The sequence below is a fragment of the Leuconostoc inhae genome, assembly GCF_019656015.1.
In the GTDB taxonomy this organism is placed as follows: Bacteria; Bacillota; Bacilli; order Lactobacillales; family Lactobacillaceae; genus Leuconostoc; species Leuconostoc inhae_A.
This window is the reverse complement of the sequence record NZ_BPKW01000004.1, coordinates 200,186-217,513: the sequence shown is the minus strand read 5'-3', so window position 1 is coordinate 217,513 and position 17,328 is coordinate 200,186. Positions and strand designations below refer to the sequence as shown.

Sequence of the window (17,328 nt, the reverse complement as noted above, 5' to 3'; positions counted from 1 at the left end):
CTTTTTTAACTTCTTTATACCCGACTTTACGGTCGGCTCCGGATTTTGACCAGATCAACTGCTTTCGCAGGTCGCGGGCTTATCATGTCATGCATGTCTCACCGCCGGTTGGGATTTGCGCCCGACCCTGAAGTTTATTCAATTTTTATCATTGTACCAAATATACAAATTAAAAACAACTGATTATTTTCTACGATAATTTTTATAATCTTCTGCTTTTAAACGTCTCACTTCAGCACCTGTTAACTTACGATACTCCCCAGATTGCAAGCCAATTAAATCAAAAAAAGCGTATTGTTCACGCGTCAGTTTGACAACTGGCAAATGCACCTTTTGTAGCATATTTTTAATTTGATGGTTACGCCCTTCATGAATAATAACACGAACCATACTTGTTTTTTTATCCTTATCAACCCGTTCAATTGTTACCCTTGCAGGTGCTGTTTTACGGCCTTTAATGACCACACCATGCTTCAACGGTGCTAACTTTTCATCTGTAGCTATACCCTCAACTTTAGCTATATAGACCTTATCAACCCGTGATTTTGGGTGCATCAATTGATTAGCAACTACACCATCGTTAGTCAATAATAAAGCACCAGTCGTATCATAATCTAAACGACCAATAGGATATACGCGCTGACTAACATCGCCCAAAAGATCTATCACTGTCTGACGCCCTTTTTCATCATTGTTAGTTGTAACGACCCCACGTGGTTTATTCAATAAATAATAAACCAGTTTCTCACGCCCTTCAATTGGTGAACCATCCACTTCAACATTGTCACTTGGTTCGACTTTCATCCCCAGTTCAGTAACCGTTTGTCCATTAACTTGCACACGCCCTTTGGCAATTAATTCTTCTGCACCACGTCGTGATGCCAAGCCAGCTTGTGCAATAATTTTTTGTAAACGTTGTGCTTCTTCAGACATGTTTATTCTCTTCTTCCGTTTCTGCCACGCGTGCTTCAAACGCGCTGGTAAATAACTCACCACCCTCATCGCTAATTTCCAATGTGTCAAAATCTGGTAAAGGTGGTAACTCTGCTAGTTTTTTTAAGCCAAAATAATCTAAAAATTCAGTCGTCGTACCATACATAATCGGCCGGCCCGGCTCATCTTTTCGACCTGTTGCTAAAATTAATTGACGCAGTGCTAATTTTTGTAATGTTCCAGAAGACTGCACGCCACGGATTTGATCAATTTCAACACGCGTTATAGGCTGTTTATAGGCAACAATGACTAGTGTTTCTAATTGTGCTTGTGACAAAGTAGCATTTACTGGTGCATCAAAATAACCTTTTACAGTAGCCCCAAGTTCTGGTTTTGTTACTAAACGATAAGCCCCGTCTGATTCTCGAATTTCTAAAGCACTATTTAAATTATTAGCATAACTTGTTGCTAACTCATCAATCAAAGTGATCACTGCTGGCTTATCAAATTGTGTCATGTGACAGATATCTTCAATTTTGATACCTTCATCTCCTGCTACAAATAACAAGGATTCCACTTGAGCTAGATTATTCATTATCGTCCAACTTTTCAATTTTTAAAAATATTTCTGATTGTGTATTTTGTTGGTGCAGTGAAACTTTATCTTCTTTAGCCATCTCAAGTAAAGCTAAAAAAGTCATTACCAACGGTTCACGATCATATACATGATCAAACAATGAATCAAAAGTCACCATGTCCCCTATTTTTTGAACTGCAAAACGTTGCCTGATGTTCTTAATAGCTGTAGCCATAGTATATTTTTCACTGATAACGCGCCGACTAATAGGCTTTTGTTGTTTCTTTTTCTTTAATAAATGCGCAAAAGCAGTTTGCAAATCAATTAATCCAAGTCCAGGCGCTAATTTTGTTTCTAATTTGAACTTGGCATCATCTGGTGCTAACAAAGGTAATCTAGCAAATGATTGCTGATGTCGATTTTCGCGTTCACGCAATTGATCACTGGCCACTTGAAATTGCTTATAAGTCAACAATTGAACCATCAATTCTTCACGCGGATCAAAATAGGGTTCCTCAATGAAATCATCTTCAACAGTTTCTTGAGGTAACAAATCAGCCGACTTAATTTGCAATAAAGTTGCTGCCATGACCAGATACTCACTTGCCACATCTAATTGCATTTTTTTCTGTTCATGAATAAAAGCTAAGTACTGTTCCGTAATTTGGGCAATCTGCAAATCAAAAATGTCCATCTCTGATTGCTTAATTAAATGTAGGAGTAAATCCAAAGGGCCTTCAAAGTCACTTAATTTAATTGTTAAACTACGTGTTGCGATGACGATTTTCTCCATTTATTAATTAACTTTTGGTTATCTAACGTTCCCATAATAAATAACGTTTGATTTTGATTTTGAAATTCTGACAGCATCGCAAAATAATTGGCAGCTGTTCGAGATTCCGGCGTTAATGCTGCATGTCGAATTAAGGCAATTTCTTGCGGTAATAGTTCAACGCCTAAAACGCCTTGCACACGACTATCACTTTGCCAAATGTACAAAAGGCGTGTATCACGATCATTGTACCAAGCAATTTCTGCATTCAAATGAGATAATTCTCGCAGTCCTGGTAACAATGATAGAATACCCATAACCGTTTTCTGATTGTCGTTTCTAACCTGTGTTAACATTAACTCTCCTGCATTTTTCTCGTGAAAATTATGCGCGCGGATGAAACTCATCATACACTTCGCTCAACCGCTTTTTAGAAATATGTGTATAAATTTGCGTCGTCGAAATATCGGCATGTCCCAGCAGTTCTTGCACAATGCGTAAATCTGCACCATTTTCCAAGATGTGCGTAGCAAACGAATGACGTAGTGTGTGTGGTGAAACATCTTTATTAATACCTGCCGACAAAACTAATTTTTTAATGATTTTCCAAACGCCCTGTCGACTCAGTTGATTACCATGATCATTTAAAAAGACAAAAGGCGAGTCATTCCCTTTTAACAACAACAGGCGACTATTAGAAAAATATTTTTCTAACCAATCAGCAGCAACTTCACCAATTGGAATAATACGTTCTTTATCGCCTTTACCAATTGTTTGAATTAAACCAAGTTGCAGGTGCAAATCACCCATTTTTAAATTAACCAGTTCACTCACACGCAAACCAGTAGCATATAGCACTTCAATCAATGCCCGATTCCGCACACCTAATGGTGTTTTTTCAGTTGGGACAGCTAACAGCGCATCAATTTCTGCAAGACTTAAAACGGCTGGCAAATGTTCAGCCTTTTTGGGTGGCCTAACATCTGTCATAGGATTGTGTAAAATCTGTTTTTCTTGCAATAAATAACCAAAGAACTTACGTAATGATGTGACCATACGAATAACAGAATTATTCGACTTACCTTGCTCTCGTAAACGATTTAACCAAGTCAATATGACAATATGATCGATATCATTTAATGCCAAGTTTTCAGTTGTTGCATAAAGCGCAAATTGCTGTAAATCTTGATGGTAACTCTTAATCGTATTATCCGATAATCCACGTTCAATGCGTATGTAGTGCAAATAGTCAGCAATTGCGTCATCTATTTTATGTGTCATTATTTCTCGATTAACTTAATACCACCATCAATTTGTTCTATGGCACGGTCTTTATACAAATGTCCCAATGCGCGTTTGAATTGGCTTTTACTAAATCCAAATTGTCTTTTAATCGCTTCTGGATTACTTTTATCATTAAATGGCAAAAAGTGGTCATCGCGGCGTTGTAATTGTAACAACAAAAATTGTGCATCTTCATCCATTGTTTGATATGCCAAAGGTTTCAATGATAAATTCAGTGCGCCGTCCTCTCGAACACCAATCACACGCGCATCAACAACTTGTCCCAAACGAGGCTCATCATCACGTTGTGAAGGATGAATGAACCCAAGGTAGTACTCGTCTGTTATGACTAGCGTCCCTACCATTTTGTTACGATAAACAGTCGCTTTAACTGTTTTTGACTTTAATTCTTGTGGTGCACGACGAGAGACAGCATCAATAATTTGTTGCTGTGCAATCTCACCCCACAGTCGGCCCTTGTTATCTTCTTTCATAGCCAACATCAATTTATCACCTTTTTGTGGCCACAAAGTTGAAATTGTTGGTAAATCATCTAACGATACAACTAAATCCTTATTTGGCAAGCCAATAGATACAAAAACGCCCAAATCATGGCGATTAGCCACAACAGTGCCCCAACCATAAACATCTTTTTGTACTGTGGGCAATTGCTTTGTTATCTGAAACTTATGATTTTCATTTTCGTAGGCAAATCCTGTTACAAAGCCACCTATTTTTAACGGTTTTTCAAGTTCTGACTTATCAATTTCATATGTATTGCCATCTACTTGAGCAAAAAAATAACGATCATTCTCATCTGTCACATCTGCTTTTATAATTGTTCCAACTGCTGGGTTTGTCATTATTTTTCCTTTGACACGCAACTTCACGTGTTTTTTCTTTAGTATTCTAGTTTACCATGGATAAGTTAACATAATCTATAAAAATGAGCTGTCTTTTATGATAGTGCTTTCTTTACAAGGTTAGCCACCAACTTACCATCAGCTTTACCTTTTACTTGTGGTGTCACTATTCCCATAACTTTACCCATATCTTTTAATGTTGCTGCATTAGTTTTTAGAACAGCGGCATTAACAATTGCTTGAACTTCTTCTTCAGTTAATTGCTTAGGCAGGTATTTTGCTAAAATCGCCAATTCTGAACGAATACCTGCTGCTAAATCTTCACGATTCCCTTTTTCAAATTCTGACAAAGATTCGTTACGCTGTTTCACCTCACGTGATAAGACCGTCAATTCTTCTTCTGAAGTCAAATCATGTCCCAAACTAATTTGCTCATTCATAACAGTTGATTTAACCATACGAATAACTGACAAAGCACCCTTATTTTTGTCCTTCATTGCTTGCTTCATATCAGAGTTAAGTGTTTCTAGTAACGTCATTTTTAATCCTCTTTCTTTATACCTATTTTAGATTTTTTACACGAATAATTCGTGTATTTATTACATTTAATATTGTAACTATCATTGAATATTGTAACACAAATAGCGTCCTTCTTTTTAAGAGGACACTTATAATATCAATGCATTATTATTTTAAATGCATTGGCCATTTTATTTTTTAATTCGTCACTACTTGTTCAGAAACATATCTTGCATATAAGCTATGCTTTTTTAATAATTCTTGATGTGTACCAGAACCAGTTACTGTACCTTGCTCAATAAAATATATGTTATCTGCCGTCACAATTGTCGATAAACGATGTGCGATGACTAATGTTGTGCGATTTTTCATCAATGTTTCAAGTGCCTGTTGCACCATTGCTTCCGATTCTGAATCAAGTGATGCCGTGGCTTCATCTAACATTAAAATTTTTGGATCACGTAAAAAGGCACGTGCAATAGCCAAACGTTGTCGTTGACCACCAGATATTTTGACGCCACGTTCACCAACTTCCGTATCTAAACCATTTGTCATCTCTGAAACAAATGTTTCAGCATAAGCCAGTTCTAAAACTTTCCAAAGTTGATTATCTGTATAATTATCAACAAGTCCATAGGTTAAATTATCTCGAATACTACCCGCCATGATCGGTGAATCTTGCGATACAAAGCCAATTTGACTGCGCCAAGATGCCAAACTGGTCTGATCAACATTAATGTTTCCAATCTTAAACTCACCAGTAGTAGGCAGATAAAATCGTTCTAATAAACCAAATATTGTTGATTTTCCACCACCCGAGGGACCAGCAAAGGCAATAACTGTATTCGGCTTTGCTTCAAATGAAATATCATATAAAATTGGTTCATTCTTTTTATAGCTAAAGGTAACGTGCTTCATAGACACCACCTTACCCGTCACATCAATTGTCTCACCAGCTTGTAAATCTTCACCAGCCTCCTCTAATATATCGCCAATCCGTTCAGTTGCTCCTTGCGTTTTGGCCAAAGTTGTTGCAAATGTTGCTATTGTTGCCACAGGCGGTAACATTTGAAATAAATACATCATAAAAGCAATTAAATGTCCTGTAGTCATCTCTCCTTGTGACATACGGTAAGCACCAAAAGCAATGATGATCATGAATACCCCCATCATAACCATAGTCATTAATGGTTGTGATACGCCATCTATAATAGCCTCGCGACGTCCCAATTTAAATAAATGCGTAATTTGATGATGTCCGCGTTCTAGTTCTTGTTTTTCAGAACCAGACGATTTAACTAAACGTATTTCAGATAGTGTATCAGTAGATTGCCCACTAAATTCAGCGATACCATCTTGTGTCGCCCGACCAATTCTACCACCCCAAATCATTGGAATTGCCATAGCGACCGCTGCTAGTGGAATAGCAATTAAGATAAGCAATGCCATGTGCCAATCAACTATAAACATTAAGATGACAGCACCTAGCAATTGAATGATACCCGTTATAAAATTAGGAAAGCTGTTGGCTACTAGTGTTTTAACTTGCGATGTGTCATTGACTAAACGAGAGATCATTTCTCCTGATTTGACTTCATCAAAATATGTTACTTTTAAAACAATTAATTTTTGCCACAATGTTTTTCGCAAATTTTGTACAATTTGTTCACCGGCAACGCCTAACAAGAAATTACCAATAGCAGTCAGAATTGCAGCGCCAATAAAAAATATTAACGCCAACATAATCAATTGCTTGTTTAACCCATTTTTGAAGGTTGAAATCAATTGACTAGCAAAAACTGGTGTCACTAAATTACCCACGACACCCACGACACCCAAAATCAATCCCGTACCCAAATATCGCCATTGGGGATGAGCCATCTTTAGTAAACTAAAAAAATGGCTCCAATTAAATTTGCCTTTATTTTTAGGTCGTCTGTCAATAACCCTTGTCCTATTTTCACTCATCATTAGTTCCTCGAGATATCTATTTTTGAAACATAAGTCATTCAGCTATGATGTTAAGGCCACCATGGCCACTGCCGGTCGTGTTTATCAACTGTTTCACGGTCTATTTGTCGTGTTAATTGGCTAAATCCGCGTCGCATATGCTCATTTTGATGGCCACGCGCCTTGATTAAATGTTCAAACATCATCTTACGATGCTTATCCATATCTTTTGTCAATTGTTCTGTAAATTCGTCAGAAACCACATGTGCGTTTAATTTATGTAAACTTTCAGCCAGTTGTAGCCGTTCGGCATCATTTAAAACACTGAATAGTGATTCTTGAAAATCTTGACGTGAGTCGTCAACATCTTGCAATTGTTGGCGACCAGTTGCTGTGATTTTAACTTTAACAATACGGGCATCACGACCATCTTTTGCACGAATAACTAGATTATCAGATTCAAGTTTGTTAATTAAAGCTGTCACTGATGCTGGGCGAATATCTAAAATGTCAGCAATTGCGCCAGCTGTTAATTCTTTATCGGTTTCTGATAAAATACGCAACAATCGGCGACTACTATCCGATCGACCATTTCCACCACCAATACTATGCTGTGCTGCCAGCCAAATTAATGGCTGCTGTACTAATTCACCCAACTCATTAAATAATGACTGATTATCCATTTTTATTGCCTCGTTTTATTTAGTTTATTTAAATATATGCTAACTAATTAATATAAAATAGTTTACTCTCATTAGTTAGTTTAGTCAATATTAAACTAACTAATGAGATATGTTTCTATTATCTACAATATAGAAAGTCAGGATTTACATTCTAACTTTTTATATTTCAATTATTTTAATACAAAAGAAAAACGCCACCAAAGTGACGTTTAGAACCGTTTAACGGCCCTTTTTCTTGTTACGCTTTTGTGCTGCTTCAGACTTCAATTTACGAGCAACTGAAGGCTTAACATAGTATTCGCGCTTACGGTATTCTTGGAGAGTACCGTCTTTTGAAACACCGCGCTTAAAGCGACGCAATGCATCATCCAAAGATTCGCTCTTACGTACGATGACCTTTGCCATGTGATAACCCTCCTCTCTCGCATTTTATTTCGTTTTAACGACATGCTATAAATACTCACTAATTCTATCAGAAATAATGTTTGTTGTCAATGTTATAAAATTTTCAACACCTCAAAAAAGGCTGTGACTATTAAGTCATCTGTCGTGAAAGTATGTCCAATTTCTTGCGCCACATCACTAAAAAAAGGCTCATGTACTTTGTGCCAGTAGGCCAAATCTCGTGTTCCCTCACCCTCTAAATAAGCGATTTCGTCATCAACTTGTTTGTAAGGTTGTAAGACAACTTTGGTATTGACTGTAATTACCTTTGGTTGCGACTCATTGTCTAAAATCAAATTCACATGACCCACGGTGGGAACGATGTCATTATCATTTGTATAGTCCAAAAAATAACTTGAAGTGGCTGTCTTTTTACCTGCAATGACTAATTGTGCCAACGCCGTTGGGTCGCTACCAAACTGCCATGACGTACGTGAACTATTAGAAAAAATTGGAAATTCTGTTATAAAATCAAGCCAAATTTGCTCGTGTGCCATGTTTTTCTCCTATAATATTACTGATAACTTTATATCTGATAAGCATCTTCATATAATTTTGTCATAAAATCAAGCCAATATTTTGGATTCAATGACTCACCTGTTACATTTTCTAAAATTTCATTTGGATCTACTGTGCCACCATGCTGCCAAATATGTGCTTGACGCCAATCAAAGATAGGTGAATAATCACCTGATTTAAAGATATCTTCGAAATCAAGCGTCTTAGCCATTGTTGCCTTAAATTGCGCAGCATATAGGTGTCCCAAAGCGTAACTTGGAAAATAGCCAAATGATCCACCTGCCCAATGGATATCCTGTAAAATACCGTTTAAATCATCTGGTACCTCTAGACCAAGGTATTCTTTATATTTTGCTTGCCAAAGCGCTGGCAAATCAGCCAGGTCAACATGATCATTAAAAATAGCTTTTTCAATTTCATAACGAATAATGATATGCAGCGGATAAGTGAGTGGGTCAGCTTCTGTACGTATCAAAGTTGCATCCGTTTTTAACCACCCTTTATAAAATTTATTCACTGAAATATCATCTAATACAGGTGAAAAAGTCGCTTGAAGTTTAGGGTATTCCGTTGTCCAAAATTCTTTTGAACGGCCAATAATGACTTCGTTAAAAAGTGATTGAGATTCGTGAATACTCATACTAATTGGTAATACGGCGCGCGCATCATCATATTTTGGATCAACATTTTGTTCAAACAGACCATGCCCTGCTTCATGAAAAATACCCAATACCGCCATTTGAAAATTTTTTTCGTCCCACCGCGTCGTTATACGAGCATCATCTCGGTTCAATGCCTCCATAAAAGGATGAATTGTATCATCTAAGCGCCCCTTATTTAAATTGTAACCTAGGCGCTGCACAGCTGATAAGGCATACTGTTTTTGTTGATTTTTAGATACCTCACGATGTAAAAACGAACTGTCAGGCACTGTCCCTGATAATGCTAATCGTGCCCTTAATTCCGTTATGCCCACTTTTAATTGTTCAAATACAGCATCTAATTTTTTAACTGTCAGCCCTGGCTCATACTGATTGAGTAGCACATCATAGGGCGTTGCTTCTTCTTTTTGCCACAAAGGAATAAATTGTTTCAAGTAACTAATAATGCGTTCAACGTAAGGTTTAAAAATGTTATAGTTGTTTGCTTCACGTGCTCTTGACCAATAATCTTGCGCCTCAGAAAGCGTTTTTTCAAAAGCAACAAAATCTGTTTGAGGAATTTTACCTGTGATTTCAAAATCTTGCCGTGCTTTTTTCAACACAATTTGGCCTAATTCATTTAAAGAAGCGCCATCAGCAGTTAAATCTGTTAAAATTTTTTGCCTTTTATCCCCCGTTGCTATCTGAAACAATTTTTCAGCCAAATAAGCATCAACATCTGCTCGAAAATGCCCTGCATCTTTTGGCATGCCCGTTAAAGCATCCCAACCTGAAAGTGCTGAAAGTTGCGATAATAATGTTTGCTCCTTAACTGATTCAAATAAATCTTGCTGTGTCGTCATATTTACTCCTAATAAATTAATTATTTGTTTATAATTATCTTATCATTTATCCATCTAATTTAGAAGTGTGTTTTGTGTCTGTCATTCGCCAATAGACAACCAAACTAATCGCAATCACCAGCGTAACATAAATAAAAAACCAATTTTCATGATTTATCTTTTTTAAATATAGGGCGACATATTCAACAGTCCCACCAAAAATCGCAACGGTTAAACCATAAGGCAAGCCAACGCCAAGCGCTCTAATTTCAGTTGGAAACATTTCTGCTTTAACAATAGCGTTAATTGATGTATAACCTGTGACGATAATCAGTCCAGCCATCATCAGACCAAAAGCTGCCCAACCGCTTTTAACATGTGATAACAGCGTTAAAATTGGTATCGTCAATATAGTTCCCAAGCCACCAAACCAAAACAGTAATGGCTTACGGCCAATTTTATCAGAAAGTGCCCCCGCCAGTGGTTGCAAAATCATAAAAATAAACAGCGCTAAAAAATTAATCCAAGCGACTTGCTGTTTTGGTAAACCAACAGAATTAATCATAAATTTTTGTAAATAGGTGGTATAAGTATAAAAAGCAATTGTGCCTCCTAATGTAAGACCAACCACTGTTAAAATTGCCTTTGGATAGCGCAGCAATTCACGTAAATTACCTTTTACCTTCTTACTTTGAGCCATAAACTGATCAGATTCTTCCATGCTCAGTCGTAATATTAGCACCACAAGTGCTCCCATGGCGCCAATAAAAAATGGTATACGCCAACCCCATGAAATCAAAGCTATTTCTGTCATTGTCGTTTGCAAAATAATCTGAACACCCAAAGCAATCAATTGACCACTTATCAATGTTACATATTGAAACGATGCATAAAATCCACGATGACCTGCACTGGCCATTTCGGACAAATAGGTGGCAGAAGTGCCATACTCACCACCTAAAGATAAACCTTGAAATAGACGTGCTAAAATTAAAATGGTTGGTGCAAAAATACCTATTTTATCATAACTTGGCGTCAGAGCAATAATTAACGATCCGCTTGCCATGATAAGTACTGAAAGCGTTAACGCTGATCGTCGACCATGTTGATCTGCATATTTTCCAAACACTAAACTACCTAAAGGACGCATCAAAAAACCAATTGCAAATACCGCAGCTGTGCTAAGTAGCTCAGCTGTTTTATCATGTGCTGGGAAAAATGATGGTGCAAAATAAACTGCAAAAGATGCATAAACATACCAATCAAACCACTCAATTAAATTGCCTAGGGATCCTTTTAATACATTACTAATGATCTTTTTTTCTGATCGCATAATCATTTCTCCTACAATCCTGTTATGCGTAATTTAACATTTTATTATATAAGCTGCTTCGTGCGCACTGCACAGTAATTAAATAATCCTTGTACATAATGAACAAATGCGATAGAATAGCAATAAAATTATGAGGTTAAAATAATGAAATTAAATGATATATTAAAATACCCCTCACTTCAGGGTATCAAAGTAGCTGCAGGTGCTAATGGCTTATTTCGTAATATTTCACAAGTTGGTATGATTGACGCACCTGATATTAATGATTTTCTTTTTGAAGGTCAATTATTAGTGACGTCTGGTTTTCATTTTACTAAAAATCCTCAGTTATTAACTGATCTCATTATTGGCATGCATGACATAAATGCATGCGGTATTGCTATTAAATTAGGCCGTTATATTAATGATTTACCGCAAGATGTCATCATTTTAGCAGACAAATTAGCAATTCCTATACTTTGGACACCAGCAGATGATTTCTTATCTTTAACCGTTAAGCGCCTTACTGCAATTATTTTAGAAACACAAAATATTGAATTACGAGAAATTATCGCTATTAATCAACAATTATCAGACCTAAACGCTCAAAATATCACCTATCAACATTTACTTGATCAAAGTGCCAAGGTACTAAAAACACCACTTGCTTTATTAGATTCTCATTTTACAGCAATATATGCTAGTAGTGAGTGGGTAGCTCAACGCGAATTTTTAACACATCATTTACGCCACGAATCCGGCATCGATTATCTTAATTTATCAAAACCAACTCGTATTGCATTTAATCATCAAAGTATTGATATTTTACCAATTTTTTCAGCATTAAACGAAAACAAAGCATTTGCTGCATTTGTAGTTAACGAATTAGAACCATCCGACTTTCAAATGTTGCGACAGCAACAAGTCATGAATACTTTAGGCCTGGCTAACTCTCGGACAGATTTATTAAATGAAACTGACTTCCGTAATCGTTCTGGATTTTTTTTGAATGTCATGCAAGGTGGCCTAAGTGATACAGCCATAGATAATTATTTGCACGATGAAAACATTGACAACAAACAATGTTTTCATGTTGCCATAATAGGTTTTCTTCAACAAAATAAAATCATTGAATCACACCAATTTGAAATTCGGCAACAACTTACACGTTGGTTCATTTCAGAACACCAGCTGCCTGTTTTAACTTTTTCGCACAGTCAGCAGCTCGTACTACTTATTAATCAAAATATTGATACACGACAATTTTTAAATCAATTGTTTGATTTTTTAAAGACGCAAAAAGGATTGCATCACTCTTTTACAATAGGATTCTCAAGAATTTCAAAGTCTATTCATAAATTATCTGAATTATACGATCAAGCTAATAATGCTTTGAAATTAACCTCCAGTCAACATCCAATTATGATTTTTCGGCCAAAAAATGCACAAGAGTTGCTTAATCTATTACCAAAACAAGAAAGTGATGTTTTTGTGGAGAAAACACTAGGCCGTATTTTAGGAAATGAAGAATTGTTGGCAACTTTAAAAAGCTATGTATTTTTACATCAAAATGTGACTGCAGTTGCATCAGCATTGTTTGTTCATCGAAATACAATTAATTATCGCCTAAAACGGATTAGTGACTTACTGGGCATTGATTTAGAAATGCCAGATGTTCTGATAGATATTCAATTAGCACTATTATTAATTTAATTTGTGCATAATGCACAAATTAAAAATATTTTTTGTATTTATTAAATGAGTAATTGATGATTAAAATGATAATATAGTTTCAACGACTATTTTAATAGTCCTCACAACTTGGGAGGTTCATTTATTATGAAAGAATATACAAATATAGCTACAAACGCAGACGGTACTAAACGTGGTCTCAAAAAGAAGCATATCCAAATGATTGCCATTGGTGGTACCATTGGAACTGGACTTTTTTTAGGTGCCGGTAATTCTATTTCTCGTACCGGTCCTTCAATTTTAATTGTTTATGCTGTTTTAGGGGCCTTTTTCTTTCTCATGATGCGTGGTATCGGAGAAATGTTATATGCCGATCCTTCTCAGCATACTTTCGTTTCTTTCATCAGCAAGTATGTTAGCCCTAGCGCTGGTTATTTCGCGGGTTGGTCATATTGGATTGGTTTAGTTTTCGTTGCAATGGCTGAATTAACCGCCGTTTCAACCTATGTTAAATTTTGGTTTCCGCATTGGCAAACTTGGATTATTCAAATCGCTTTTCTGGCAGTTTTAACGCTAATTAATCTGGTTGCCGTTAAAATTTTTGGTGAAACAGAATATTGGTTTGCAATGATTAAAATTATTGCAATCGTCGCAATGATTTTGACTGGATTAGTTTTAATTTTCACTGGTTTTCAGGCACCTGCTTCAGGTGGCCATACCATTGCTTCATTTAGCAACATTACACATAACTTCTCAATGTTCCCCAATGGCCCAGGTATGTTTTTTGCCGCCTTCCCTATGGTTTTCTTCGCCTTTCAAGGTATGGAATTTGTTGGTATCACAACAGCTGAAACACAAAATCCACGTGAAGTCTTGCCAAAAGCCATTAACACGATTATTATTCGTATTTTAATATTTTATTTAGGTGCAATGACTATTATTATGTCAATTATCAACTGGCATGTTATTGCAAAAACACCAGATCAAAGTCCCTTTGTTATGGTCTTTCAACTAGCAGGCCTAAGAGCCGCTGCTGTCATTATTAACTTCGTAGTCTTGACATCTGCTGCATCAGCTTTAAATTCGGCAATATATTCTGCAGGTCGTCATTTTTATCAATTGGCAGAAGATTCTAATACGCCAATTATGTCGCACTTCAGCAAAATTTCAACACACGGTGTGCCTGCCAATGCTATTATTTTGACCGCCATTTTAGTATTACTATCACCTGTTATTAACGCGATACCACAAATCACTTCAGCATTTGGTTTCATCACAGCGATTTCATCAAACATGTATATCATCGTTTATGCCATGACAATGTATGCCCATCGCAAATTCCGTGAATCAAATGATTACTTGCCAGATGGCTTTACAATGCCAGGGTATAAATTTACCAGTCCGTTGACACTACTATTTTTTATCGCTATTTATATCAGTCTATTTTTTCAATCAGATTCTCGCGTATCTGCAATTGGTGCTGTCATATTTACCATTGTTTTTGGTTATTTAGCTCACCGTAAGTTTGCAAACGTGGAGACTGATGTGTAATTAAAAATAATCTACAACAGCAACTAATAAAATGCGTTTGCGATATAACATATCGCAAACGCATTTTATTTTAGATTTTTTATGACTATGAGTTAAAAATCATTATTAATCAAGCTACAAGCTCTGCTATACTGACTAAGTATAGATTAAGAACAGCAAATCACTTATGTTTAAATTGTTTAACTACTACTGCGACCTAAAGATGAAGTCTTAAAATATTGGCAATTTACAGTTAATCTTATGACTTCAATTTTGTTTTAAGTTCAAACTCTAAAAGTGTTTGAGCAGTTTGCTGATCAATAAACATTTGACTAACTAGGTTACACTTTAATAATATATGAGCAGTAGACACTTGTGACACATCGTCAATAATTAATATAGAATTTTCTTTATAACCAATATTTTCTAGGGGTAAAGACACAGTTCTACTATCCAAATCTTGACTGACAGCTTCACCATTGCTACCAATAAAATGAGCTAAGACTTCGCCGACTGCTTCATACTCTATATTTTGTTTTTCTTTTTCAGATATATAAGTTGAATTATGCAATAATGCACTATTTTTTAGGTCATTAACAGTAAAAACGATAATATTTGCTACTCTTGCTAACTTTTCTAAATAACGAATTTGTTTTTCATTTTCTACTATTAATTTAGTTGTTAATTCATCAAAAACAATAGGCAAAGGTAATAGTTGAGCAGCAGTATTATAGGCTTTCGAAAATAGCGTGGCAATTTCAGCGTCAAATTGTCGATACTCTTGACTAGTAAATATGCCAGTTAGTGGTAATATTTCAACATCCTTAACATTCTTAACATTCAGTTGTTTGGCAACTTCATGAATTTCTCTACCAGTTCCTATACCAATAATGTCCCCATTTTTAATCAATTTGTGTAAATATGTGGCTGTTGCTATTGCAACTTTTTCACTTTTTATTTTATTATCATCTTGTGCGGTAGATATGACATTAAATTTAATATGGGAATATATAGTTTCAAGCTGTTCTGCAAGAACTTGTGAATCACGCACGTCATCATTGACACGTATTGAAACAAATCCGCTTTCTCTCGCAGTCGCCAAAAGTCTGGACACTGTAGGTCTAGAAATCCCTTCTTTTTTGGCAATTTGATTTTGTTCTAGACCTTCAATATAATATAGACGCGCTATACGCAGCATTTGTTCTCGTCGATTAATAATAAACTCTACATCCTTTTTAAATTATAAAATATTATTTGTTAGCCTGTATTTTAGAAAAATCATGATAAAATCCACTAGTACTATTATATGCTTTTTTATACATCATAAAGTACTTATTGTACAATTCATGCTTATGCTGATTAGGAAAAATTTTTTTATCAATTTTAATCCATTTAGAAACATTTTTAGCATCAACTGCTTTGATGCCAATTCCTGCCAAAATAGCACTTCCCAGGTTAGCCTCACCACCAGAATTTGTTGTCAATATTATTTTACCAGTCACGTCAGCTATCATTTGAACCATTTTGGATGAAGAACTCACTCCACCAACAAGCGTAATAGTATCACCGATATCTGTTCCAAATTGTTCAACACTTTGCCGAACTGAATAGGCAATAGCCTCCTGAAATGCATTATATAACTCATATTTAGTCGTTTTCAAAGAAATGCCTAAAATTGTTCCACGCACATCAGAATCCCATAAAGGACTACGTTCTCCCATGAAAAAAGGAAGAACTAGTAGACCGTGGCTGCCAACAGGTATATTTTGGCTTTGAGAATCAAGAACTGCAGGCCCACTATTTTCATCAAGTTCTTCAGAAAATTCTTTCACAAACCAAGCTATTATTGCTCCAGCAGTATTCGCACCTGCAAAATTATAATAGTAGTCTCTAGGTTTATAAGCGTATGGCCAGATAATCAAATCCTTATTTATTTGAGGTGTTTTTGTAACCAAAGCAGCATTCATAGAAGTTCCTAAAGCAACAGTCACTTTCCCAGGCTCTAAAATACCAGTCCCTACAGTAGCAGGGCCTACATCAACACCCGTATTAAATACTGGTGTACCAGTATTTAATCCTAAACGTTCTGCCCAACTTTTCAAAATATAACCTGCAGGTTCAGTACTTGTCACAAATTTTTCAGGCAATTTATTAATGTCTAATCCTAATTTTTTTATTAAATTTGGTGACCATGTATTTTTATTAATATCGAACACACCACCAAGATTACCTGCAGCAGAATAATTAATACTCACTTCACCAGTTAATTCGGAAATTACATACGACTCAGGAGGTAAAAATTTATCAGTTTTCGCGTAAAGTTCAGGTTTATTATTTTTTAACCACATCAATTTAGTATAACCATAATATGGATCTGATCCATTGGCTGTTACTGATATTAATTCAGAATTAGAGACTAATTTTTTCACATCATTAGTCTCTTTTGTTGCTCTCCTATCCATCCAAATTAGTGCTGATCCAAGTACTTTACCATTCGCATCAACTGGAATTCCTGATCCGCCATAAAGGCCATCTATCCCAATGGCAACAATATCTGCATCATCTACATGTGAAGAAAGTGTTCGAATTAATGAAGTAACAGCATTCAGCCAATCTATAGCATTGGCTGAATGCCCATCCTGGACAAGGTGTATCAAAAGAATAACTATCTTTCTTTTGTGCCACTACTTCTCCCGAAGTAGTCAAAAGCATTGCTTTCGTTCCAGATGTACCAATATCTATCCCTAAAATATATTTAGTCATTGTC

General features: G+C 35.9%; 18 protein-coding genes and 1 riboswitch. Of the genes, 2 read left to right on the top strand and 16 right to left on the bottom strand.

Annotated features, from left to right (window positions below):
• Positions 1-3: 3 nt before the first annotated feature.
• Positions 4-139: riboswitch (FMN riboswitch) on the bottom strand.
• Positions 140-183: 44 nt separating this feature from the next.
• The 13 genes from K5Q14_RS03435 to K5Q14_RS03375 all read right to left on the bottom strand — a co-directional run bounded on the left by K5Q14_RS03435 (position 184) and on the right by K5Q14_RS03375 (position 11,360).
• Entirely contained in the window at positions 184-933 is a 750-nt protein-coding gene (locus K5Q14_RS03435) for a pseudouridine synthase (RefSeq protein ID WP_220734431.1), read from the bottom strand.
• Positions 926-1,528, bottom strand: a complete 603-nt coding sequence (gene scpB / locus K5Q14_RS03430) for an SMC-Scp complex subunit ScpB (protein WP_220734430.1) — start codon at positions 1,526-1,528, stop codon at positions 926-928. The genes K5Q14_RS03435 and scpB overlap by 8 nt, the downstream gene beginning before the upstream one ends.
• Positions 1,521-2,303: a segregation and condensation protein A gene (locus K5Q14_RS03425; RefSeq protein ID WP_220734429.1), complete on the bottom strand. Its 783-nt coding sequence runs from the start codon at positions 2,301-2,303 to the stop codon at positions 1,521-1,523. Before K5Q14_RS03425 ends, scpB begins: the two co-directional genes overlap by 8 nt.
• Positions 2,270-2,638, bottom strand: coding sequence for a riboflavin biosynthesis protein RibT (locus tag K5Q14_RS03420; protein ID WP_220734428.1), 369 nt, complete (start codon positions 2,636-2,638; stop codon positions 2,270-2,272). Before K5Q14_RS03420 ends, K5Q14_RS03425 begins: the two co-directional genes overlap by 34 nt.
• 28 nt (positions 2,639-2,666) lie before the next feature.
• Positions 2,667-3,563, bottom strand: coding sequence for a site-specific tyrosine recombinase XerD (gene xerD, locus K5Q14_RS03415; protein ID WP_220734427.1), 897 nt, complete (start codon positions 3,561-3,563; stop codon positions 2,667-2,669).
• Positions 3,563-4,429: a CvfB family protein gene (locus K5Q14_RS03410; RefSeq protein ID WP_220734426.1), complete on the bottom strand. Its 867-nt coding sequence runs from the start codon at positions 4,427-4,429 to the stop codon at positions 3,563-3,565. The genes xerD and K5Q14_RS03410 overlap by 1 nt, the downstream gene beginning before the upstream one ends.
• A gap of 95 nt (positions 4,430-4,524) precedes the next feature.
• Positions 4,525-4,968 (bottom strand): GatB/YqeY domain-containing protein, encoded by a 444-nt coding sequence (locus K5Q14_RS03405; RefSeq protein ID WP_220734425.1) that lies wholly within the window; start codon positions 4,966-4,968, stop codon positions 4,525-4,527.
• Positions 4,969-5,146: 178 nt separating this feature from the next.
• The gene (locus K5Q14_RS03400; RefSeq protein ID WP_220734424.1) at positions 5,147-6,916 is read right to left on the bottom strand and encodes an ABC transporter ATP-binding protein; all 1,770 of its coding nucleotides are present in this window, start codon (positions 6,914-6,916) and stop codon (positions 5,147-5,149) included.
• A 53-nt stretch (positions 6,917-6,969) separates the two neighbouring features.
• Complete coding sequence (locus K5Q14_RS03395; RefSeq protein ID WP_220734423.1) at positions 6,970-7,581, bottom strand: MarR family winged helix-turn-helix transcriptional regulator; 612 nt, start codon at positions 7,579-7,581, stop codon at positions 6,970-6,972.
• Positions 7,582-7,800: 219 nt separating this feature from the next.
• Complete coding sequence (rpsU, locus tag K5Q14_RS03390; protein ID WP_010017424.1) at positions 7,801-7,986, bottom strand: 30S ribosomal protein S21; 186 nt, start codon at positions 7,984-7,986, stop codon at positions 7,801-7,803.
• A 92-nt stretch (positions 7,987-8,078) separates the two neighbouring features.
• Complete coding sequence (locus K5Q14_RS03385) at positions 8,079-8,522, bottom strand: ASCH domain-containing protein (protein WP_220734422.1); 444 nt, start codon at positions 8,520-8,522, stop codon at positions 8,079-8,081.
• A 29-nt stretch (positions 8,523-8,551) separates the two neighbouring features.
• Positions 8,552-10,048 carry a carboxypeptidase M32 gene (locus K5Q14_RS03380; RefSeq protein WP_220734421.1) on the bottom strand — a complete coding sequence of 499 codons (1,497 nt, stop codon included), beginning with the start codon at positions 10,046-10,048 and terminating at the stop codon, positions 8,552-8,554.
• Between the two features lie 46 nt (positions 10,049-10,094).
• On the bottom strand, positions 10,095-11,360 hold the full coding sequence (locus tag K5Q14_RS03375; protein ID WP_220734420.1) for an MFS transporter: 1,266 nt from the start codon (positions 11,358-11,360) through the stop codon (positions 10,095-10,097).
• A gap of 144 nt (positions 11,361-11,504) precedes the next feature.
• Here K5Q14_RS03375 and K5Q14_RS03370 point away from each other — a divergent pair, with 144 nt between their 5' ends.
• The gene (locus K5Q14_RS03370; RefSeq protein WP_220734419.1) at positions 11,505-13,052 is read left to right on the top strand and encodes a PucR family transcriptional regulator; all 1,548 of its coding nucleotides are present in this window, start codon (positions 11,505-11,507) and stop codon (positions 13,050-13,052) included.
• Positions 13,053-13,178: 126 nt separating this feature from the next.
• Positions 13,179-14,582, top strand: coding sequence for an amino acid permease (locus K5Q14_RS03365; protein WP_220734418.1), 1,404 nt, complete (start codon positions 13,179-13,181; stop codon positions 14,580-14,582).
• A 238-nt stretch (positions 14,583-14,820) separates the two neighbouring features.
• Here the strand turns inward: K5Q14_RS03365 and K5Q14_RS03360 are convergent, their stop codons facing one another.
• From K5Q14_RS03360 to K5Q14_RS09900, 3 genes are read right to left on the bottom strand one after another with little or no spacing between them, the layout of a single operon-like run.
• Positions 14,821-15,759: a sugar-binding transcriptional regulator gene (locus K5Q14_RS03360; protein WP_220734417.1), complete on the bottom strand. Its 939-nt coding sequence runs from the start codon at positions 15,757-15,759 to the stop codon at positions 14,821-14,823.
• A gap of 52 nt (positions 15,760-15,811) precedes the next feature.
• Entirely contained in the window at positions 15,812-17,218 is a 1,407-nt protein-coding gene (locus K5Q14_RS09890; protein WP_281419674.1) for an FGGY family carbohydrate kinase, read from the bottom strand.
• On the bottom strand, positions 17,121-17,324 hold the full coding sequence (locus K5Q14_RS09900) for an FGGY family carbohydrate kinase (RefSeq protein WP_308442843.1): 204 nt from the start codon (positions 17,322-17,324) through the stop codon (positions 17,121-17,123). The genes K5Q14_RS09890 and K5Q14_RS09900 overlap by 98 nt, the downstream gene beginning before the upstream one ends.
• Positions 17,325-17,328 lie beyond the last annotated feature (4 nt).